Origin of the sequence: Bifidobacterium colobi, from assembly GCF_018555455.1 — a bacterium.
Lineage (GTDB): Bacteria > Actinomycetota > Actinomycetes > Actinomycetales > Bifidobacteriaceae > Bifidobacterium > Bifidobacterium colobi.
In genome coordinates this window covers 19,654-41,161 of sequence record NZ_JAFEJU010000010.1, presented here as the reverse complement: position 1 = coordinate 41,161, position 21,508 = coordinate 19,654, and the positions used below count along the sequence as shown (strand labels likewise).

Below are 21,508 nucleotides of genomic sequence, written 5' to 3'. Positions count from 1 at the left end.
ACTCTCACCGCCTACGTTTACTGCAACAACGCGAGCTTGCTCGGGTCGCCATACAGCAGCTGCTGCTGGCCCCTGCGCTCAAGCGTGTCTGTATCAAGGTGCACGGTCACATCGTTATTGAGAAGGGCCTTCACTTCGCCGGCGCTGTTGATCTTCTTGCTGTCGCCGGAAGTGGCGTCGTAGTAGATCATGTCCTGGCCGTAGCCCACGGTCACGTACGACATCGGGCCGAGTTCGGCCTGACCGTTGCGCCACATGAGCGTGGTCTTCTCCAGGAACACGTACGTGTTTTCGCCATCGAACAGGAAGGCGTTGCCGAGTGCGGCCTCCTTGCCATTGGCTTGGGCGAAGTAGGCGTTGTCACGGCGGAAAATCTCGGTGAAGTAGTTCACGCGGGCCAACTTGGAATCATCCAGCGGGAACACCACCTCATAGCTGGCGGGCAGCACCATGCGCTGCTTGCCTTTGGCCGCATACAGCGGGTACTGGCCGAGCTGGCGTTCAGAGCCGGACACCACCACGCCGGAATCCTCCTTGACCAGTCGGGTGCCTTGCGCGTAGACGTTATCCACGCCGGAGACCACCTGGGTCATCTGCTGATCCAAGACCAGCGTTTCCTTGCGATGCATGAATCGGTAGGTGGGCCAGACGGCGAGCGCCGCGATCACCAGAATCAGCAGAATGACGGAATACTTGCGGTTCCAGAAGTTGCGGCGGGGCTGCTTATGCGCCGCGCGATGCTTGGGTGCCGTTGCGGTGCTGCTCATTGTGCCGCCTCCTTCGTCAAAGTCTGTGCTGGATTAGGTGCTGGGTTCGGTGCCAGTGCTGGGTTCGATGATTGTTGTGCTGTGCTCGGTGCTGTGCTTAGTGCCAGTGCTGCTGTGGTTGCTGCTGGCGACTGCGGTGCTGCATCTGGTGCATCATCTGGTGCGGCAGCCGCTGAATCAGCCGACTGCACAGCAGTATCCTGCCCATCGGCGTACCGGTTGAGGAATGCGTCGCCGGCCGCTTGAGCCTCGGCTTCCATCTGCGCCTCATGGGCGATGTCAGCCTGCCGCTCCAGCTTGTTGGCCAAGGTGTCCTGCCTGCGCGCCTTCAAATCGAGCACATGCTGCACGCACATGAAAATCGCGTACGTGATGGTGAACACGTTCAGTGCCACGTACAGCACCAGTACGCTGACGTCCAAGCGCACCAGAGCCAAATACTGGCCCATGATGTCGCCGGCGATCAGCAGGGCGCTCAACAGTGCGCAGTCAAGGATTTCAATGATCAGCGTGCGCAGCTGGAAGTTCGTGGCCACGATCATGATGCCGAACACGAGGAGTGCCGCCACCGAGTTGATGGCGATCTCCTTGCCGAATACCACGTTGGTGATAACGAAGAGCATCATCAGCACATCGGCGGCCAGATTGATCGCCTCGCGTACCGTGATGCGGTGCAGCAGGAACATCACCGTGCCGCGCCCGGATCGGTAGTCGAAGCGTCCGGCCAGCCACGGCAGCACGCATGCGGCCGCAATGACCGCCAGGGCGCTCACGCAGATGAACTCCCTGAAGTCATAGACGTAGCTGAACAGCAACTCCATCATCGTGTGTGGTTACTCCTTCACAATCAGCTCGAACACGTTCTTTTTATGCATGTAGTAGCCGTCGATGTGTTCGAGCATCGCACGGTCGGTGTCGGTGACGATTTCCAGTGAGCCTTGCTCGATGGTGCCGAGCAGCGGCAGATGGTCTTCCATAATGGCCAGCTGGTAGGTCTTGGACTTCAATCGAATCAATCGAACGTCCTCGTACTGCCGTAGCCCGTGAGCGAAGTCGAAGATCTTCGCCGTGATCTTGCCTGCCATATGCGGCTCACTTACCGATGGCGCCGATGAAGAGGAACTTGTCCTCGTCCACCGAGTCATAGACGCCGTTCAAGATGTTCTCCACATCGTTGAGCACGTCGCCGATGGCCACGAACTTGCCGGGGATGCCGGTGAAGTTCTCGGCCACGAACATCGGCTGGGTGAAGTAGTTCCTCAGCTTGCGGGCGCGGTGGAAGATCTGGCGGTCGGCTGCGGAGAGTTCCTCGATGCCAAGCACGGCGATGATCTCCTCCAGCTCCTGGTAGCGGGCCAGGTAGCGGATCGTCTCTTCGACCAGGTGGTAGTGGCGCTGGCCGATCTTCTCCACGTCGATCATGTTGCTTCGCGTGCGGAACACGTCGATGGCCGGGTACAGGCCCTTCTCGGCCACCTTACGGTCGAGCACGATCTGGCCGTCCAAGTGGGAGGAGATGGTCTGCACGGCCACGTCGGTCAGATCGTCGGCCGGGATGTAGATGGCCTGGAAGGAGGTGATGGAACCGTTGCCGGTGGAGTTGATGCGCTCCTCCACTTCGGCCACATCGCTTTCGATGCTGGCCGGGTAGCCATTCTCGATCGGCATGTTCTGCAGTTCGGCGTTGATTTCGCTGGCCGCCTGCACGAAACGGTAGATGTTGTCGATGAACAGCAGCACGTCCTGATGCTTGACGTCACGCAGGTATTCGGCGAGCGTCAGGCCGGAGAACACGGCCTTGGAGCGGGCTGCGGAGTTCTCGCCCATCTGGCCGAACACCACGGACATCTTGTCGAGCAGGTCGGCTTCGGTCATCTCATCGTAGAGCTCCTTGCCTTCGCGGGAGCGTTCGCCCACGCCCACGAACACGGAGTTCGAGTTGCAGCCCTTGTACACGTTGTTGATGAGCTCCTTGATGAGCACGGTTTTGCCCACGCCTGCACCGCCGAGCAGACCCATCTTGTAGCCCTTCTGCATCGGGGCGAAGAAGTCAAGCACCTTGATGCCGGTCCACAGCACGTCGCCGTTGATGTCGATCTCGTTGAAGTCGAGGTCGCGATCGTACACGTTGCGTCGGTGCACCGAGTTGAGCGGGCGGCCGTCGAGCGGATCGCCGTAGGAGTCGAACACGCGGCCCAGAATCTGGTCGGAGTATTCGGCGGAGAGGCCTTCGCCCACGCTCTCAACATCCAGGCCCTTCTTGAGGCCGATCACGGAGCCCAGCGGAATGGTCTTGACCATGCGGCCGTTGACCTCCTGCACCTCCAAGCGCAGTGCGCCACCGTTCGGCAGCGGCACGCGCAGCAGGTCATGGTAGGAGACCTTCGCGTCGTCGATCAGAACTTCCACATTGAGTTCGGAAATGGAAATGATTTTGCCCACTCGCATCAGCGTGGCCTGCCTTCCTCGGATTTCAGGGTCACGAAACTCTCGATGACCTTCTTGAACTCTTGTGCGCGGCGCTGTTTGCGCTCCCACTTGAGTTCCTCTTCTTCCCTTTCGTCGATCTTCTTCAACGATTCACTGGTGGTGCTTTGCCTCAGCACGTTTTCCGAGGCGTTGGCGTTCACCATGCACAGTCTGATCTCGTAGTTGATGTACAGCATCGTCAGATCGCGCATCAGATCGTTGATGTTGCCCTCCACCACGAAGTCATCGTCGTAGTCGTACGGGTGTTCCTTGCCTGCGCTGTCGTCAACCTCCACCGGGAACACGGTTTTGGTGTCCAGATGGATGCTGGAGGCGTTCTCGTAGCGGTTGTAGACGATGGACACCTTGCGGTGCTTCATCTCGCGGATGCTTTCGGCCACAATGTTTTCCAACATGTGCGGATTGGCGTCGAGTTCATCCTTCTCCACGCGCATCAGCACGTTGGCGTTCGTGTGGTGCAGTTTCTTGCCGATGATGATCGCGTCCGTATCCGGCGAGGCTTGGGCCAGCAGATCGTTGACCTGAGAGTTGTAGTTGCCGCAGAATCCGAAGTCGGAGCCGATGTAGATCACCAGCTCGGGGGCTTTGGGATTCGGGCGCAGCGCCTTCTTGTCAAGGATGAAGTTGCGGTTGTTCGCGATGTTGTCCATCATCGACTCAACCTCACGTTCTAGGACCTGATACTGGTCGGCGTGCCGTTTGGCGGCGTCGACGCGCAGCAGGGCATGGAAGTTCATGACCTTGACCACGTTTTTTACCTTGATGCTCATGGTTGTTGCTCCGAGCGGTTACTTCGCGGCCGGCTTGCGGTAATCCGCAGGCAACGTGGCATCGTCAAAGCCGTGGATTGCCACTTCCTCCGACTGCTTCAGCACCGCTGGGTCAGCCTGCAGCTGTTCGGTCTGCACCGGCTGCGGCTTGGGTTGTTCGGGCTGGGCCACGAGCGCGGTGAAGGTGGCGACCATCTGGTCGGCCGGGATCGGCGAGAACTTGTACTGGTTCAGGGCTGCGAGCATGCGCTGGCCTCGCTGCAGCTTGGCCTTGAGCTCAGGGCTCATCTCATCGGTGTTGGCCAGCTCGTAGATTTCGCGGGTTTCCAGATAGCTCAGCAGTTCGCGGCGCACCTTGGCACCGATCTTCTTGACTGCCGGATCCTGCACCGCGCCACCCAGGCGGGAGACGGACAGACCGTAGTCGATGGCCGGCTTCTGGCCCTTGTCGAAGTTCTTCTTGCTCAGCACAATCTGGCCATCGGTGATGGAGATCACGTTGGTGGAGATGTAGTCGGTAATATCGCCGCCGCGGGTTTCGATGATCGGCAGGATGGTGATGGAACCGCCGTTCTTGTACTGGCAGCCCTTCTCCAGCAGACGGGAGTGGGTGTAGAAGATGTCGGCCGGGTAGGCGTCACGGCCCGGGGTCTTGCCCACGCGCAGTGCGATCTCACGGTACACGTCGGCGTGACGCTTCAGATCGTCGATGACGACGAGCACATCGAGGCCCTGCTTCATGTACAGTTCGGCGATGGCGAGACCCACGTACGGGGTCAGGGAGAGCACGGTGGGCTTGTCGTCGTTGTTGGCGGCGAGGATGATCGTGTAGTCCATGGCACCGCGGCGAGCCAGCTCGCGGTAGATTTCCTTCACGCCCTTCTTGGTGCGGCCAATCGCAATGTAAATGCACAGGGTCTTCTGACCCTTCTGGTTCACGATGGCATCCAAGCACAGCTGGGTCTTACCGGTTTTCTTATCGCCGATGATCAGCTGACGCTGGCCGCGGCCAATCGGGTAGAGCATGTCGATGCCGGTAATGCCGGTGCGCATCGGACGGTTGACAGCGGTACGATCCATGATCGGCGTGGTCGGGTTCTCGATGCGCACGGCCATGGTCTGTTCGAAGCGCTTGCCGTTGAGCAGGTCGCGGCCGAACATGTCGACCACGTGTCCCTTGCTTTCCTTGCCGAAGGTGGCCATGAATTCGCGGCCGGTGGCGGTCACTTCATCGCCCACGTAGACGGGTGAGCCTTGGGAGACCACGGCCACGATCACGCTGTTCTCGCGGATCTGGTTCACATAGCCCACGGCCTTGGCGCCCACGTGCACTTCCTCGAAGTAGCCCACCGATTCCAGTCCGGTGACCTCGAGAATGTAGTCGCGCACGCTGGCCACGCGGCCGGAGTTGAACGAGTTCTCACGCTGCTTGATGCGTGCGATGGACTCGTTGACGATGGTGTTCATGTAATCGTTCATGGCTTGCTTCTTCTCTCCTTACAGGCTGTAGTCGTACACGCGGCTGCCCTGGCGCACGCGGAACCCTTCGGCGATGGATTCGTCCTTGATGAATCGCACTCGGGGACCGCCGCACAGCTTGGTGCCGGTATGCGAGGCGACGATGATCTGGTCATCGTTGCTGTGAATGTAGTCGCTGACGAACGCGGCGAAGGCCGGCACATTGAAACCGTCTGCTTCGCCCGCGGCATTGGAGCCGGCGGATGCTGTGGTCTGCGCCTGATTCCAGTCGGTCAGCACTCGGTTGAACTCGGGGATGCGGCCGGCGATGTCGTGCACTGCCTGGGCGCGGGCGTCCGGGTCCAAGGTCATCAGCTGATAGGTGGTGTCGGCGTTGAGCAGCGTTTCCACCGTGCGATACTCGCGCACCTTGGGATCAGCCTGGTTCAATTCAAGCTCGCGTACCGTGCGTTCCATAGCATCACGGGCCTGATCGCGGAATTGGCTTTGCAGCAGCGCGTAGTTGCGGAAGAACCGGGGATCCACATAGTCGGCGTGGTTTTCGATCACGCGCATGCCGGAGGCCTCGGGGTCGGCTGCGGGAGCCGCGGCCACCAGAGCGTGTTCGGCACGTTCCTCGTCGCTGCGAGCCAGTTCGGCCTTGCGTTGGGCCAGTGCGGCGTCGAGCTCGTCCAGTCGAGCCGACTTGGCGTCAATCTGGGTGTCGTAGACCTGAAGCGAGTGCAGGAATTCCTCTTTGACCTTGTCATCGAGGCGCTGCGAGCTGCGCATGATCACGAACACCAGAAAAACGGCAAGCACGGCTATGACTACAACCACTGCGATGAGCATAGCCAGCATGGATCTTCTTCTTTCTTCCCCGCGCTGTGCGGGATGGTACGGCTAACGGCCGGTCTAGGGACCCGGTATGGTCCGGAAACCGAATTACTGGATGACGAGCGGGTTGAAGAACAGCAGCAGGAACACGAAAGCGAACAGCAGCAGCAACAGCACGACCACCACCACGGCGACGACCATTACGGACTGCACCACATCGCTCTTGGTTTCCGGATTGCGGCCCACGGCTTCGGCCACCTTGGCGCCGAGAATACCCAGACCGATGCCGATGCCCAGGAATGCGAAGCCCAGCATCAGGCCGATAGCGATAAGAGTGGCTCCCAATACTTGATTCATGTGGGGTGATCCTCCTTAGTTGAAATTCTTAAACAGGTTGTAGGTGAACTTGTTCCACCACGTGTTTTCGATGATGCACTTGGCGTTGAGCTCCACATCATCACCGTTGAACTTGGCCTGCTCCAGCTTGAGCACGTAGATGTCGGGCTGGCTGGTGCCAAAGACGTCGGTCAGGTTGATGACACCGGTCACGCCGCCGGACTGCTGCGCCTTGGTGACGTTCACCGCATACGTGGCGGCCGGCATGGTGTTGCTGGTGTCTTCGCTGGTGTACAGGCCCACCTTCACCGAGTCGAGCGTGTAGTTCGAATCGAGTTTGACGCGGTAGTACAGCTTGGTGGAGCTGATCTTGGTGACTTCCACGCTGGAGGTGATGGCCTTGGTGCGCGCCTTGGTCACATCCGCCGCGTTGTCCTGCAGCACGGATTCACCGTCAACCGTGGCGTACATCTGGTAGCCGAGCGTCAGCTGGTACTGCGTGTTCGGCTTCAGGCCGTTGACGGTCACATCGGTGTTGGCCTTATCGAGGCCAATGCGCTGCTCCTGATCATCGGAAGCACCCACCGGCTTGACCAGCAGGTAGACGCTGACGAACTTGTCTTCCGGATCCTGCACGTAGTAGCGGGCGGTCAGGCTGGAGACGTTGCGATCCACGCCGCGCAACGAAATCGCGCGAGCCAGGTTCTGCACGTTGTTACCCGAATTGTTGCCCGAGTTATCGCCGGAATTGTTGTTGTTATTGTTACCGGAGTTGTTGCCCGAATTGTTACCGGAGTTGTTGTTGCCGGAATTATCGGTGGAAGCGTTGTCGTTGCCATTGCCGCTGGAGGCGTTGGCGGAGCTGGAGGCGTTGCCGCCGTTACCACCATTGCCACCGTTGCCGTTGACGGTCACGCTGCCGTTGGCACCGGCTTGGCCATTGGCGTTGGCCGACTCATCCTTCACCGAGCTGCCGGCCTTGCCGTTGTCGGTGGTGTCTTCGGTCTTGGTTTCCGCAGTGCTTTCCTTGTACTGGTTGGTGCTGCCGAGCACCTGCTTCAAGTCCACGGTCTGATCGCCGTAGATTAGGCGTTCGTTCGGAATGTCGAACGTCACCTTGCCGCTGGTCAGCTTCATCGGCTTGACGGTCTTCATGTCCACCTGATCGTTGGTGAGCAGCGCGTTGCCGGACTTATCCATCGTCACCTGCACGTAGCGCTTCGTGGAGAAGGCCTGATCGGTGTCGGTGATGGTGGGTGCGCTGAACAGGTAGCTGCGGTCGGCGAGCTTGAACAGGCTCACCTGATTGGAGCCGGTCACCTCGGTTTTGCCGGTGAAGTTCTTCACGCTGCCGTCGGTGAACACCTGATGGGCGTCGCCCACGATGTTGAGGGCGTTGGAGCCGCCATCGTAGATCACGCTGTATGCGCCCAGATCATAGGTGCCGCCGTTGTTGAGCTTCAGGTAGTACTTGCCGGTCCACTTCTTCTGGACTACGCCGGAATCGGCCATGTCCACGCGGTTCATGCCAGCGTCATACACCACGCTGCCGGCCGAGACATGGTACTGCTCGGCGGCCTGGCTCACCGAATGGAAGCCGAAGACGCCCAGCAGAACCAGTGCCAGCACCACGAGTGCGCCGAACACATTGAAGGAGATCTTGTTCTTGCGGTTGATACTTCTCATTGCCTTGGCTCCTTAGCGGTTGAACAGCGAGAGAATGCTGCTTGCCAAACCAGTGCTGTATTGGAAGGAAACGGTCTGGGTGCCCACGATCTGGCCGGAGCCGTTCTTGAACACCACCTTGACCTCGTACTTGCCGGGGTCGAACTTGCTCACATCGGTGCCGAGCATCAGCTGCTGCACCTTCTCGCCGGAGACCGTGCCGCCATCGGTGAAGGTGACGGGCTCGTTCATCGCGGTGGCCACCGAACCGGAACCGGCGCGGAAGATCGTGTAATCCACGCTCTTGATCTGGTCGGAACCCACGAGGGAGTAGAGGTCGAGTCGAATCTTCTTGGCGTTGCCGTCCGAAACCACGCTGCCGTAGATGTCACCGAAGCCCACGCCATAGTCATTCAGCGTGCGGGCGGTGAACGTCTTGGTGAACGCGGTGGCGGAGTCGGCCGACGCGTACGTGCTGTTCACGTTGGAGGTGAAGGCCAGCGTGTACGTGGTGTCCGGCTTCAGGCTGGAGCGCGTGAAGTTCACGATGGCGGAATCCTGCAGCTTGCCGGATGCGTCGGTGGCGGAAAGCTTGCCGTTGATCACATTGCCCACGCGCTTGGAGGCGTCGGTCACATCCGTACCTTCGTACAGGGCGATCGAGTAGCTTTCGTCAACCATCGAGAAGTCCGGATCGGAGACGGTCACCGAGAAGTCCAACGAAGTGTTCTTAGCCACGGAGAACTGGGAGACATACGGCTCGTCGAGCTTCTCCAGCAGGAACGGCACGCTGAAGGAACCCACGTTGGCACCGGCCGCCGTGGTGGCGGTGGCGGTCAGCGTGTAGTTCTGGCCGTAGACCAGCTTGCCGCGGCCCGGAATCGCGTCGTTGTCCTTCAGACCGACCGGAAGGCGCAGGTTGTTGCCCTTCTCGATGATGGTCTTCATCGTGGCCTTGGAGCCGAGGTCGATCACCGTGCCGTCCTGTGCGGTCAGCGTGTAGCCCACCGTGTAGCCGGAGACGATGTCGGCGTCGAACTGGAAGTTCATCGACTTGCTACCGTAGTTCGCGGAATCATAGACGTACTTCGTGTTGCCGAAGGTCACCTGGGCCGCGGTGGTGAAGTGGTAGGTCTGTGCGGTGTTGCCGTTGTCAGCATCGAGCACTTCGCGCACCTGGCCGGCCGGATCGTCGGCGAACTGCACGTACAGGCGGAAGTAGTAGTCCTTACCGGGTTCCAGAGCGGCATGGCCGGCGGCCGAGCCAATCTGGTCGTATTCGATGGCACCCTGGTACTTGTCGCCGTTCAAGGCGATTTCGTAGGTTTCGCCGCCGTTGATCGGGTTGCCGTTGGCGTCGGTGAACTGCATGTACAGCTTGTTGCCCTGGATGGCGGACGCGTCCACGCCGTCATAGTTGAGGGTCAGCTTGCCGTCGGTCACGCCCGGGGTCACGGTCACGCCGGAAACGGTCGGGTAGATGTAGTCGAACTTGATATCGCCGGTGGTCTCGTTCTTGATGGAGGCGGAGGCCGCGTCACGAATCACATAGTAGGAATCGTTAGCGGGGTTGGAGCCGGAGGTGCTCACGTTCATACCCTGGGTGTCCACGGCGAACTTGTAGCTCACATCCTTGCCCTTGAAGGTGCCTTCCGGCTCGGAGTCGGTGTTGTTGAGCTGCTTGCCGGAGAATTCCTGCACGCCGGAGAACATGGCGTCCGCGTCGGGCAGGGCGCTGATGGTGTGCAGCGAGCCGGATGCCACGGCGGTGCCGTCGGCGTAGAGCACGCCGGAGGCGCGGTTGTAGTACTGCACCATCACGAGGTTGCCGTTCGCGGCCTGATCAGTGCCGGCCAGTGCGCCGTCGAAGTAGGCTTCGGCGTTCACGCTGAGCTTGTGGCCACGCATCTCCTTGATGCTCATCAGGGAGATGGCGGCGCCGGTGTTGGTCACTGGCACGTCATCGAAGACCTGCTTCTTGCCGGTTTCGGTATCGGTGATGGTGATCTTCATGCCGGCGATCTGCTCACGCACCTTGTCCTGATCGGCGGTGAGGTTGGTCAGACGCACGTACAGGCGGCTGGAATCGGTATCCACGGTGTACGGCAGCTGCTTGACCTGGCTGGAGATATCCGCGGTGATCTGGTGCTGGGTGAGCGTGGCATTGTAGGCGCCGAAGCCGTATGGCTGCACGTATGGGGCGACGTACTTGGTCACGGCCACATCGCCGGCGGATGCACCGGTAACGGTGAAGCTGCCGATGGTGTTGGCGTCGAGCGAACCGTCGAAGCCGGACGCGGTACCGTTCGAGGACTTGAATTCCGCGTCGGAGTAGGCGTTATCCACATCCTTGTACTTGTACTGGTATTCCAGCGTGTACTTGCCGCCCTGCTCGGTGGTGTTCTTCAGGTAGGAGCGGAAGGTCGGGTTCTGCTTCGGGCACTTAACAATCAGTGAGCGCAGCACGGTGTCTGCGTTGGCGTTGGACGCATCGGTCGGGTAGGTGGCCGGGATGGAGGCCGCATCGTCGCTGTTGCGCAGGTCGAGCTTCACCGTGTAGGTGAAGAAGTACACGTAGCCGCGCTTCAGCGTCTGGTTGGCGCCCACGTTGAAGGATGCGGTGGGCAGCTGGGAGCTGCCGTCGCTCACATCCATCGTCTTGGAGGTCACCTTCTCGGCGGTGATGTTCGGGTAGGCGGAGTAGTCGTCCGAGGAACCGTCGTAGCCGCCGGTCACCTTGTACACGTTGTAGATCACCTGCTTGGCGTAACGCATGCCGGTGGACGGGTAGGAGGCGTTGGCGTCAACGTCGTAGCGCACGATGGTGCCGGAGTTGAGGTCGCCGTTCTGCTGGTTCGACGGCAGATCGCCGTTGCGAATCGGGGTCACGGTGATGGCGTTGTTGGTATCGCGCGGGGCATCCGGCACGAAGCCGTGCGGGTACACCTTGAACTCGGCCTTGCTGTTGGTCAGGTCGTCCGGGTTCACCATCTGAATCTCGTTCTGATGGGAGGTGTAGTCGGTGCCCGGTTCCACCACCATCGTGTAGTAGCTTTCGGCGGTGAAGTCGGCGTTGTTCAAACCGAATGACTTCGGCGTGATGATGATGCTCTTGTCGTAGTAGTCGGCCTTCATCGTGGAGCCGGTGGCATAGTCGAAGTTTTGACGTTCGTCATCGGTCACCGCATTCTGGTTGGTCAGGCTCATCGTGGCCAGCGGCGTGCCGTTGGTACGGTCGGCCGGGTAGATGTTCACGCGCACGTCGTTCAGGATCTGGGCTTCGTGCGTGTTGTTGGTCACGGAAGCGTCCTGGTTGTTCGGGTTGGACGTGTCGATGGCCTTGCCGAGCTGGAACTGCAGGTCGAATGCGGACTTGAAGTCCTTGTTCAGGGCGGTCACATCCACCGTCATGTTCTTGGTGGTCAGCGTCTTCTCAGTGAAGCTGCCGATGATGCGCGTCACATAGTTGGCGTCGTCGCTGAGCTTCACCTGGCCGGAGATGGTCACCGTGTACACGGTGTTGGCCTGCAGACCGGTGATGCGGAACGGCAGGGTGGCCTCGCTGTTGGTGTAGGTCAGCGTCTGCGTAATCGGCGTGGAGCCGTCGTTGCCGGAGATGGACACGGTCAGCGGCTGGTTCTCCTTGATGGTGCCGGCCTTGTCGATGATCTTGATGGAGCCCTCGATCTTATCGGCCTGGATACCGGCTTCGCAGCCGGCCGGGGAGTTCGCGTCGCAGGAGGTTGGCGTGAACACCACGGACGGGTATTCCTTGGTGTCCAAGGATACCGTGTTGGAGATGCCGGAAGTGATTTCCACGGTCTTCTCATTGTCTTCGAAGTCCATGGCGAGGCGGAACACGTAGGCCACGGAACGCTGCAGCGTCTGGTCATCCACGGTCACGTTCACGCCGGTGGCATCCGGAGCGTCCACGGTCTTGACCGGGTCGCCGGTGATTTCGCCGGTGTTGGCGTCCACCTGATCGGCGTTGTAGATCTCGTAACGGTACTTGGTGATGCCGTGATCCGGATCCACCACAGCGGAGGTCAGGCTTCCCTTATCCAAGTACAGGCGGAAGGAACCGTTCTGCGCATTGGCCTCGGCCTTGGCTTCACCAATCTGCGGGGACTGCTTCAACGTGGTGATGTTCTGCTCATCGTCCGCGGTCATCGGCGAGGAGTCGTAGGTCACGTTGGTGAGCTTGACGGTGTACGTGGTGTTGGAATCCAAACCGTCGAAGTCCACAGTGCTGCCGCCGTCGGCCATGGAGGCCTGCAGGTCGATGGACTTGGTCTGCGCGTTGGTGTCGTCGGTGGCGTTCTGCTTGTTGATCACCAGATCGGCGGTGGTGAGCTTGGAATCCTGGTTGAGCAGGGTCTTGATGCTGATCTTGCCGTCGGTCACATAGTTCTTCTCGAACGTCAGGCCCAAGCCGTCGGTGGTGAACACCTTGGACACGAAGTCACGGTTGTAGGTCTGTTCCTTGTACTTGTAGCTGGCGTTGGCGATCAGCGTGTAGGAGGTTTCCGGCTCAAGGGTCTGCGTGGCGAAGTCCAGCTCATAGACGCCCTGATCGAAAGAGTTGGAGTACACGATCTTCTGGGTGCTGGTGTTCACCACCTTGACGGTGGTGGCGCTGTCGAGCACATCATCCGGGTCGGAGACGCGGATGTTGGCGCTCACGGAGTTCACGTCGGAGGCGAAGTCGGTGACTTCGAAGGTCGGGAAGGTCACGTCCGTGGACGGTTCGCTCGGCTCGTCGGTACCGGAGTTGTTGCCACCGTTGTTACCGGAGTTGTTGCCATTGTTGGTGTTGTTGTCGCCGGAGTTGCTGCCGTTGTTGTTCGAGCCGTTGGAGCTCGAGGAGGAGCTGGAATCCGAACCGTTGCCGCCGCCATTGCCGTTGCTCACACCGCCGTTCACCGTGGTGGTGCCGTTGGTGCCGCTGGCATTGTTCTGGCCGTTCTGGTTCTGATCGTTGCTCTCGGACTTGTTCTCGTCCTTGTTGTCGTTCTTGTTCTCGTCGGTCTTCTGCTGGTCTTCCGGCAGCACATCGATGTTGTCGTTCTTGTTGATGATCATCTGCGACAGCGTGAGCTTGCGATCATCGTTCTGCAGAATCGACTTGTCCTTGAGGTTGATCTTGACGCCATTGGCAAGTTCAACGTAAGCATCGGATGCGATGGTCTGGTACGTGCCGGTTTGGTGCTTCAGCAGCACCACATTGTTGTCTACGAAGTTGACTTCCACATAGCCCTGCACCTGCTTGGTGTTGCTCTTGGACAGGTGGAGCTTGAGCGTATTGGAGGCCACGAGGTACTTGTTGTCCTCGATCTTCCAGATGAAGTTCGTCAGACGCTTCTGACCATCCACGGTTTGCAGCTGGTAGCTGTTGCCCTGCTTGGTCATCGTGACGTTGGCGGGAATGTTGTAGTAGTTGAGCGGCTTGGCGTTCAACTTGTCGAGGTCCAGGAAGACGCCCTTGGAGAAGGCGCTCAGGGACTCGTCCTGATAGTGCACGAAGTTCGTGGTGTCGGTTACCACACGCTCGCCGGAGGAATCGGTGAACACAATCTTCTGCGGGTACTTCACCTGATAGGTGTCTCCCGCGGAGAAGTAGTAGCCGGCGTTGCCCTCATTGGCTGAGGTGCTGCTGGCCGTGGTGGTATTCGACGAGCCTGTGCTGCCGGAATCCTCTACGTTCACCTGGCCAAGGATGTAGCCATCCTGGGCGAAGGCCGTTTTCGCGTTGAGGCTGGAGTACAGCGCATAGCCCAGCGAAACGACGAGGGCGAGCACGACCGTTACCACGATCATGATCAGTTTGCGGTTCTTCATGCGAACCTTGTCCTCTCTCTGCAACCACTTACCACCGGCTGCGATTCGCACGGTTCAAGAACGAACAGCAACCGTGCCTTGCCTCGCCCTTATTGTTCGTTGTTGGTGTTCGTACCGTTCGCCTTTGCATGGTCGAAAAGCGAAAACACCCCCCCCCGATTCTTTCTGTATCGGTGGGGTGCAAAAAAGGGCATGGCAAAGCCTGCGTTACTTTCAAGGGTAACGAAAGGGGGCAACATATCGGCATTATTTCGCTGTTTTTTAGATATAGATAAGCCCTCCACCAGGGAGGGCTTATCGAGATGTATCACGCATGATACATATTTGACGGAGCGTCAATCAACCATTGCGTGCTGCGATTGTGCATTGTGACTGTGCACTGCGATTATCACCGATGAGGGCTGTTCGACGGCGATAGCCGAGTGAACAGCCCGAATTCGGCAGTATCACAGCGTTTCAGCGCTTGGCCATGGCACGCAGCACTATCTTGCGCAGTTCGGATGCCACGAGCACAATCGCCGCCAAACCGATGCATTCCAGCCATGCCAGCGGACCCAGCGGCGTTGTGCCGAAGGCTGAATTGAGGAACGGCACATAGATCACCACGAGCTGCAGCACAATCGACAGTCCGATCGCGCCCCACAGCCACTTGTTGGAGAAGAGCCCCACGAACACGGACTGCAGGTGGGAGCGGGAGGCCAGCGCGTTGAACAGCTGGGCGAACACCAGGATGGTGAAGCCCATCGTGCGCGCCTCGGTCATCTGCGCCTCGTGGCCAATCGCCGCCACCGAACGGTCGGTGAACAGGCCGCCGGCCAAGTGCATATCCATGCCGATCAACGTGACGATGGCCATGATGATGCCGATGTAGATGATGTCGCCCCACATCGAGGCGTCGATCACGCGATCGGTGATCTTGCGCGGCTTGCGACCCATCACGTCCTCGGTTTGCGGATCCACGCCCATGGCGAGCGCCGGCGCGGCATCGGTGAGGAGGTTGATCCACAATAGCTGCGTGGCGAGCAGCGGCACGGTGACGCCCACGGTTTCCGGCTGGCGGATGCCGAGGAATCCGGCGAGCACCACGCCGAGGAACACGGTGAACACCTCGCCCACGTTGGAGCTCAGCAGGTAGCGCAGGAACTTGCGGATGTTGTCGAAGATCACGCGGCCTTCGCGCACGGCGGCCACGATGGTGGAGAAGTTGTCGTCCGCCAGAATCATCTTGGCGCTCTGCTTGGTCACCTCGGTGCCGGTGATGCCCATGGCCACGCCGATGTCCGCGGATTTGACGGCCGGGGCATCGTTCACACCGTCGCCGGTCATGGCCACGATGTTGCCTTGGCGCTGCAGGGATTCCACGATCTTGAGCTTGTGCTCGGGGGCCACGCGAGCGTAGACGGATACGTCGGCGGTGGCCTTGTCGAGTTCGGCTTCGCTGGTGAGCTGGTCAAGCTGGTCGCCGGTCAGCGCCTTACCATCCTTGGCGATAATGCCAAGGTCGGAGGCGATGCGGGCGGCGGTGAGCGGGTGGTCGCCGGTGATCATCACCGTGCGGATGCCGGCGCGATGCGCTTCGGCCACCGAGTCGCGCACCTCGGTGCGCGGCGGGTCGATGATGCCTACCATGCCGTTCCAGATCATGTCGGTTTCGATGGCTTCGGCCTGATCGGCGATATCCGCCACCTGGCCGGCCGCGTTCACAGTGACGCCGGGCACGTCCGCGAGCGCACTGGTTTCGAGCGGTCGGGTTGCCTCGCCGAGCGTGCGGTAGGCCTCGGAAGAGAGGCGTTCCACGGTGGCGAGAATGGTTTGACGATCGCCTTCGGTGAGCTTCCTGACCTGGCCGCCCACGCGGATGCGCGAGCAGTAGCTCAGCAGCACGTCCGGCGCACCCTTGGCGAACACGGTGAGCTTGCCGGAGTCGGTGTCATCCTTAGCAATGATGGACATGCGCTTGCGTTCGGAGGTGAACGGAATCTCACCCACGCGCGTGTAACGCTGCGCCTTATGATCGGCCTTGACCTTGCGGGCGGCCACAATCAGCGAGACTTCGGTAGGGTCGCCCACGGTCTCCCATTTGCCGGAGCCGCTTTCCTGACGCAGTTCGCCGTCGTTCGCCAACGTGCCGGCGAGCAGCGTGGCCACCACTTCGTCGGCCACGGTTTTGGCCTGTTCGGAATCCGGATTGACGCCGCCGGTCATCACCATGCGGCCTTCCGGCGCGTAGCCGGTGCCGGTAATCTGCACTTCGCCGCTCGGCGTCACCACACGCTCCACAGTCATTTCATTGCGGGTCAGCGTACCGGTTTTATCCGAGCAGATCACCGAAGCGGAGCCCAAGGTTTCCACCGAGTGCAGCTTTTTGACAATCGCATTGTGAGCGGCCATGCGCTGCACACCGAGTGCCAGCACCACGGTCAGAATCGCAGCCAAACCTTCCGGCACTGCGGCCACAGCAAGGGAGACGGCGAGCAGCAGCGAATCAATCACATCATGGATATCGTTGAAGCCTTCGAGCACGGCGAGCGCCACCAGCACCACCACGGCGATAATGCACACGGCGATACCGAGGATTTTGGACACATAGTCCATTTCCTTCTGCAGCGGGGTTTTCTCGTCTTCGGTGGCGGAGAGCATGTCTGCAATCTTGCCGACCTGCGTGTTCATGCCGGTGCCGGTCACGATGGCGCGGCCGGTGCCCTGAGTCACGGATGTGCCGTTGAAAATCATGTTGGCGCGATCGCCCAAGGCCTTGGCTTCAGCGAGCGTATCCGGCTTCTTGCCCACCGGCACCGATTCGCCAGTCAGCGAGGCTTCGGCGATGCGCAGGCTGGCCGCGTTGACCAGTCGGCCGTCGGCGGATACCGAATCACCTTCAGCGAGGACGATAATGTCGCCGGGCACCACATCAGTGGTGTTGATGCGCTGCACCTTGCCGTCGCGTAATACCGAGGTTTGCGGCGCGGTCATTTGCGCGAGCGCTTCGACTGCGGCCTCAGCCTTGGCTTCCTGCATATAGCCGAGCACCGCGTTCACAATCAGGATCAGTACAATCACCAGCGCGTCGAACGGGAGCGCCTCTCCCCCTTCGGCACCGGGCACAGCATTGGCTTTTTCAATGAACCAGGCGATGACCGAGATCACCGTAGCCGCGAGCAGCAGGTAGACCAGCGGATCTTGGAACTGGGCGAGGAACTTCTTCCACTTTGGTACGGGCGGGGCGCTGGCGAGCTCGTTCGGGCCGAATTTGGCCAGTCGGCGCTTGGCTTCCTCGTTACTTAAACCCTGGCTTGGATCCACGTTCAGGGCTTTGGCTACATCTTCAGCGCTCGTCAAGCTCGGATCGGTATCGCCGAGCAATGCCTCCTGAGCGCGGACTTCCTCTGATTCCACGACCTCATTCGTTGCGGTCGCGGTTGCGGATTGATCATTCAGGCGATCAACCATAATGTTCTCCTTGGTATTGCCGCGGAGTAGTCAGTCCTGCATATCGCCTCAGCAAAGAGCCAAACTTGACTACCAAGCGTTGCCCCATGCTGCCTGCGCGCGGGCGACAAGGTTAGGTTGTTCTTCCCCTCTGCCGCCGTTTTGCAGAACTGCGCGGTTGTGGGCACCGACGCAACTGCTGCCGATGCATACCTTGCCATTATTGCATAGTCGCTCGGACGGGTCGTCGCACAGCGTAATGGCGTTTTGCCGAGTTTTCGCGTTGTTACAGCATCAATCCGCCGACGTCATAGACGGCGTTGCCGGCAAGGAGGAACCGTTTCAGGTTGCGTTGCAAGCTGGTTCGCTCAGGTAGAGCAGCCGTCTGGCAGTCGTTGGCACCCCAGCCGAACACGCGTTCAATCATCATCGGGCGCGCAGAGGCAACCGGGAATTTGACGAATCGTCGCATAAAATTGCACAGATTGCTCTCCGGCGAGCTCAAGCGTTCCAGCGAGGGATCCAGCAGCCAGCTTTCGCAGAACCACGGCATTGCTTGGCGGTGCAGTCGTGCAAGCAGTTGCGTCGCTTTGGCAAACGAGGCATCCACTGCGTCTGGAGACAATGGCCCATCTTCAGGAATGTGCACGCTGGTTACAGGCATGCCGGGAGCCAACACCAAGTCGTATTCATCGCGGCGAATGGTAATGGGTTCGGCTTGGATTATTCCGCGGTCCGTATCCACCGGATTGCCGACGAGTGTGCTTTCATCAGCCTTGAGCGCAGTCACGAAGCCCGTTTTCGTATGCCAACCGTTGGCTCCTTGCCAGTGGCCGTCCAACCGAACTTGCAAATCGGGCGCCGCGAATATGACGATTCGGCCATCGTTTGAACACCGATAAACGTAATACGGCTCCAAGAACGTAGTCAGCTCATACTGCAGCCGGCCGATGCGCAGAATGTTGCCGGTCAGCGACAACAGATTCCAAGCCGTCTCATCAATGCCGGGGCGACCGGTTCTTTCTTGATGCACGCGAGCCCAGATAGCGAAGTCCCGCAGAGTGGCTTCAATCACGTTGTTTGGAACGCCAAGCGATTCGAGCTGGCTTACCGCAGCAGGCAGGCAATGCATCATCACGGCGGCGAGTGCGAGATCGTTGCCCTCCGGCTGCATGGGGTAGAACGTGGTGACATATGCGCGCAACCGTTCATGCACCGCGACCGCAGCAGGCACATTCCGGTCGGCAACCGTCAGACTGCAAATCCTCTCAAGCATCGCCACGCAGGTCACATCCTGCCGCATCCACCGCAGCAACTCGGCCGCCGGCCCGACCATGTCCCGTTCCATGCCGTAATAGCGGGAGTACGGCGCGTAGTCATCGAAAGTGTTCATTTCAGCTGTGTCCATTGCTGCGTTTTGCCGCGCTTTCCTAAGAAGTTCTCTTTCGCACATAAGATACCGCAGAACGATTCTCAATAAGAAAAGCGCGCGGAAAGCACACACTTCTCCACACCGCCACCATCCATACGCATTTGCTAGGAAACGTGTAAAAAGCAGATTTTTTTAACTTAGGAATCGTGTACGTTAAGCTTATTTACATCTTAGGAATCGTGATACGATAATCACACAATCATTGAGATTACAGGGAAATAGAGCGCACAATGTTTAAAAGAAAAATCTACGAATCCTTAAAGGAATGGAAGTCTGAAAGCGCTGGCACTACCGCACTGATGATCGAAGGTGCTCGACGCGTGGGCAAAAGCACTATCGCCGAAGAGTTCGCCAAGCAGGAGTACCGATCATACATTCTCATCGATTGGCAGAAGGCTCCGAAGGCAGTACGCGATTCCTTTGCCAACAACCTGGACGACCTAAACGCATTGTTCATGGATCTTTCGGTGTATTACGGCGTTCGCTTATATGAACGAGACACCTTGTTCATTTTCGACGAAGTGCAGCTGTTCCCATTTGCACGCAGCGCGGTCAAACAGCTCGTGGCAGACGGCAGATATGACTTCATGGAAACCGGCTCCCTGATCTCCATCAAGAAAAATGTCGACAATATTCTGATTCCTTCCGAAGAAGAATCCGTCAGCATGTATCCCATGGACTTCGAGGAATTTCTATGGGCCAAAGGGGAGGAATTACTTGCCGACGCCATACGCCAAGCGTTTAACAGTCAAAAACCGCTATCCGCGTTATTGGACAATAAAGCCGAACGGCTGTTCCGCGAATATATGCTGGTAGGCGGCATGCCGCAGGCGGTAAAACGATACATCGAAACCTCGGATATGGGCAAAGTTGACCAAGTCAAACGCCAAATATTACGCCTCTATGCACAGGACATCGAGAAATATGGCGGAGATTCCAAAGAACAGGTCAAACGCATCTTCGATGAGATTCCCGGGCAGCTCTCCAAACATGAGAAGAAATTCACGTTAGCTTCTATGGGCGAGAATGCACGTAATCGGGAATACGGCGATGCATTCTTCTGGCTGGATGAATCATTTCTGGTGAATCGATGCATGAATGCTACAGATCCGCACGTGGGGTTGCGCCTGCATCAAGAGGATTCCACGATGAAATGCTATATGGGAGACACTGGCTTACTAGTGACGCAAGTGTTTGCCGACCGCGCATACACATCCAATGAACTCTACCGAGATGTTCTGTTCGGCAAGTTGGAAGTGAACGAGGGCATGCTGGTTGAGAACGTGGTCGCTCAGCAGCTACGCGCTTCAGGCCATCGCCTGTTTTTCTATTCCCGTTATTCCCGTCAAGCAGAAGATCGTATGGAAATCGATTTCCTGCTGGTGGGCGAATATTCGAATGCCGCGATGAAAGCCCGCGTGTGCCCAGTTGAGGTCAAATCCACAAAACGATACAAGACGATTTCGTTGGACAAGTTCAAAAAGAAATTCGACAGTCGTGTGGGTACGCAATATGTGCTGCATCCTCGTCCAATGAGAGTCGAGGGAGATCGGTTTTATCTTCCGCTTTACATGGCGCATTGCCTATAAGTACCTATACGTATTTGTTGCTTACTTGCTACACCATCACTGCAGCGAACGGTTCGCCGCGAGGGCATGCAGCCATCGGGCCGCCAAGTCGGGCCATGATTGCACGCATTCGACCACGTTGGCGTATTTGCCGGCGCCGGCCGTCTCTTCGTCGGCAAGAGACAGGCCATGGCTGCCTTCCGGGTACAGGTGGGCTTCCACGCTCACGCCGGCCGCACGGCAGGCCCGGATGAGTAGCAGCGTGTTCTCAACGGACACGGTGGCGTCGGCCATCGTGTGCCAGACGAACACCGGCGGCGTGGTGGCATCGATATGATGCTCGATGGAAAGCTCATCCAACAACTGGCGGTTGTGCACATCCGGGCCAAGCAGACATTGGAAACTGCCGCGATGGGCGAACTCGCCGGTCGTAATCACCGGGTAGGCGAGCATCAGCGCATTGGGACGTACGGCATCCGGGTCGAATCCGTGGGCGCGCATGGTGGCATCGCCGGCAGTCGTAGCGAGGTTTGCCGCCAAATGGCCGCCCGCCGAGAAGCCGAGCACGGCGATGGCGCTTGGGTTGACATGCCATTCGTCCGCATGCGCGCGAATCAGCCGCATCGCCTCGGCCGCCTCCAACAGGGCGACCGGGTAGCGGCTCGGCCGGGTCGAATACCGCAGGACGAACACATTGAAACCTTTGCCGAGGAACCGCAGCGCCACCGGCTCGGATTCACGGTCAGAGGTCATGGCGTAAGCGCCGCCAGGCAGAATCAGGATTGAAGCTCGGCGACGGGCGGGATCCATCTCCGGGCTATTGTCCGCAACGTAGCCGATGAATCGCGCCTCGCTACCGTCGATGCCGGTGATTGTGCGCTCAATGTATTGCATGCACCCATTATGAGCCCAGTGTCG

14 protein-coding genes are annotated in these 21,508 nt (G+C 59.1%); 1 reads left to right on the top strand and 13 read right to left on the bottom strand.

Going from position 1 to position 21,508, the window contains the following annotated elements:
* Positions 1–17: 17 nt before the first annotated feature.
* The 12 genes from JS530_RS10135 to JS530_RS10080 all read right to left on the bottom strand — a co-directional run bounded on the left by JS530_RS10135 (position 18) and on the right by JS530_RS10080 (position 19,094).
* Positions 18–767, bottom strand: coding sequence for a hypothetical protein (locus tag JS530_RS10135; protein WP_214377045.1), 750 nt, complete (start codon positions 765–767; stop codon positions 18–20).
* A complete protein-coding gene (locus JS530_RS10130) occupies positions 764–1,591 on the bottom strand; it encodes a hypothetical protein (protein ID WP_214377044.1) in 828 nt (275 codons plus the stop codon). The genes JS530_RS10135 and JS530_RS10130 overlap by 4 nt, the downstream gene beginning before the upstream one ends.
* 9 nt (positions 1,592–1,600) lie before the next feature.
* A complete protein-coding gene (locus JS530_RS10125) occupies positions 1,601–1,852 on the bottom strand; it encodes a hypothetical protein (RefSeq protein WP_214377043.1) in 252 nt (83 codons plus the stop codon).
* Positions 1,853–1,859: 7 nt separating this feature from the next.
* Positions 1,860–3,215 (bottom strand): F0F1 ATP synthase subunit beta, encoded by a 1,356-nt coding sequence (gene atpD / locus JS530_RS10120; protein WP_214377042.1) that lies wholly within the window; start codon positions 3,213–3,215, stop codon positions 1,860–1,862.
* A complete protein-coding gene (locus tag JS530_RS10115) occupies positions 3,215–4,027 on the bottom strand; it encodes a F0F1 ATP synthase subunit gamma (protein ID WP_214377041.1) in 813 nt (270 codons plus the stop codon). Before JS530_RS10115 ends, atpD begins: the two co-directional genes overlap by 1 nt.
* A gap of 18 nt (positions 4,028–4,045) precedes the next feature.
* A complete protein-coding gene (locus tag JS530_RS10110; RefSeq protein ID WP_214377040.1) occupies positions 4,046–5,506 on the bottom strand; it encodes a F0F1 ATP synthase subunit alpha in 1,461 nt (486 codons plus the stop codon).
* Between the two features lie 18 nt (positions 5,507–5,524).
* Positions 5,525–6,346, bottom strand: a complete 822-nt coding sequence (locus JS530_RS10105; protein ID WP_214377039.1) for a hypothetical protein — start codon at positions 6,344–6,346, stop codon at positions 5,525–5,527.
* Positions 6,347–6,430: 84 nt separating this feature from the next.
* Positions 6,431–6,679 carry a F0F1 ATP synthase subunit C gene (locus JS530_RS10100; RefSeq protein WP_214377038.1) on the bottom strand — a complete coding sequence of 83 codons (249 nt, stop codon included), beginning with the start codon at positions 6,677–6,679 and terminating at the stop codon, positions 6,431–6,433.
* A 15-nt stretch (positions 6,680–6,694) separates the two neighbouring features.
* Positions 6,695–8,344 (bottom strand): hypothetical protein, encoded by a 1,650-nt coding sequence (locus tag JS530_RS10095; protein ID WP_214377037.1) that lies wholly within the window; start codon positions 8,342–8,344, stop codon positions 6,695–6,697.
* Positions 8,345–8,356: 12 nt separating this feature from the next.
* Positions 8,357–14,161: a hypothetical protein gene (locus tag JS530_RS10090; RefSeq protein WP_214377036.1), complete on the bottom strand. Its 5,805-nt coding sequence runs from the start codon at positions 14,159–14,161 to the stop codon at positions 8,357–8,359.
* A 456-nt stretch (positions 14,162–14,617) separates the two neighbouring features.
* A complete protein-coding gene (locus JS530_RS10085) occupies positions 14,618–17,611 on the bottom strand; it encodes a cation-translocating P-type ATPase (RefSeq protein WP_214377035.1) in 2,994 nt (997 codons plus the stop codon).
* A 265-nt stretch (positions 17,612–17,876) separates the two neighbouring features.
* Positions 17,877–19,094, bottom strand: coding sequence for an acyltransferase domain-containing protein (locus JS530_RS10080; RefSeq protein WP_214377034.1), 1,218 nt, complete (start codon positions 19,092–19,094; stop codon positions 17,877–17,879).
* A 158-nt stretch (positions 19,095–19,252) separates the two neighbouring features.
* On the opposite strand from JS530_RS10080, the gene JS530_RS10075 reads away from it, so the two are divergent.
* On the top strand, positions 19,253–20,611 hold the full coding sequence (locus JS530_RS10075) for an ATP-binding protein (RefSeq protein ID WP_214377033.1): 1,359 nt from the start codon (positions 19,253–19,255) through the stop codon (positions 20,609–20,611).
* A gap of 36 nt (positions 20,612–20,647) precedes the next feature.
* On the opposite strand, the gene JS530_RS10070 is transcribed toward JS530_RS10075, so the two are convergent.
* On the bottom strand, positions 20,648–21,484 hold the full coding sequence (locus JS530_RS10070) for an alpha/beta hydrolase (protein WP_214377032.1): 837 nt from the start codon (positions 21,482–21,484) through the stop codon (positions 20,648–20,650).
* Positions 21,485–21,508: the final 24 nt, after the last annotated feature.

Excerpts from the sequence above, each read along its gene's own strand:
- JS530_RS10135 (WP_214377045.1), bottom strand. The coding sequence starts at position 767 with ATGAGCAGCACCGCAACGGCACCCAAGCATCGCGCGGCGCATAAGCAG.
- JS530_RS10130 (WP_214377044.1), bottom strand. The coding sequence starts at position 1,591 with ATGATGGAGTTGCTGTTCAGCTACGTCTATGACTTCAGGGAGTTCATC.
- JS530_RS10125 (WP_214377043.1), bottom strand. The coding sequence starts at position 1,852 with ATGGCAGGCAAGATCACGGCGAAGATCTTCGACTTCGCTCACGGGCTA.
- atpD (WP_214377042.1), bottom strand. The coding sequence starts at position 3,215 with ATGCGAGTGGGCAAAATCATTTCCATTTCCGAACTCAATGTGGAAGTT.
- JS530_RS10115 (WP_214377041.1), bottom strand. The coding sequence starts at position 4,027 with ATGAGCATCAAGGTAAAAAACGTGGTCAAGGTCATGAACTTCCATGCC.
- JS530_RS10110 (WP_214377040.1), bottom strand. The coding sequence starts at position 5,506 with ATGAACGATTACATGAACACCATCGTCAACGAGTCCATCGCACGCATC.
- JS530_RS10105 (WP_214377039.1), bottom strand. The coding sequence starts at position 6,346 with ATGCTGGCTATGCTCATCGCAGTGGTTGTAGTCATAGCCGTGCTTGCC.
- JS530_RS10100 (WP_214377038.1), bottom strand. The coding sequence starts at position 6,679 with ATGAATCAAGTATTGGGAGCCACTCTTATCGCTATCGGCCTGATGCTG.
- JS530_RS10095 (WP_214377037.1), bottom strand. The coding sequence starts at position 8,344 with ATGAGAAGTATCAACCGCAAGAACAAGATCTCCTTCAATGTGTTCGGC.
- JS530_RS10090 (WP_214377036.1), bottom strand. The coding sequence starts at position 14,161 with ATGAAGAACCGCAAACTGATCATGATCGTGGTAACGGTCGTGCTCGCC.
- JS530_RS10085 (WP_214377035.1), bottom strand. The coding sequence starts at position 17,611 with ATGGTTGATCGCCTGAATGATCAATCCGCAACCGCGACCGCAACGAAT.
- JS530_RS10075 (WP_214377033.1), top strand. The coding sequence starts at position 19,253 with ATGTTTAAAAGAAAAATCTACGAATCCTTAAAGGAATGGAAGTCTGAA.
- JS530_RS10070 (WP_214377032.1), bottom strand. The coding sequence starts at position 21,484 with ATGCAATACATTGAGCGCACAATCACCGGCATCGACGGTAGCGAGGCG.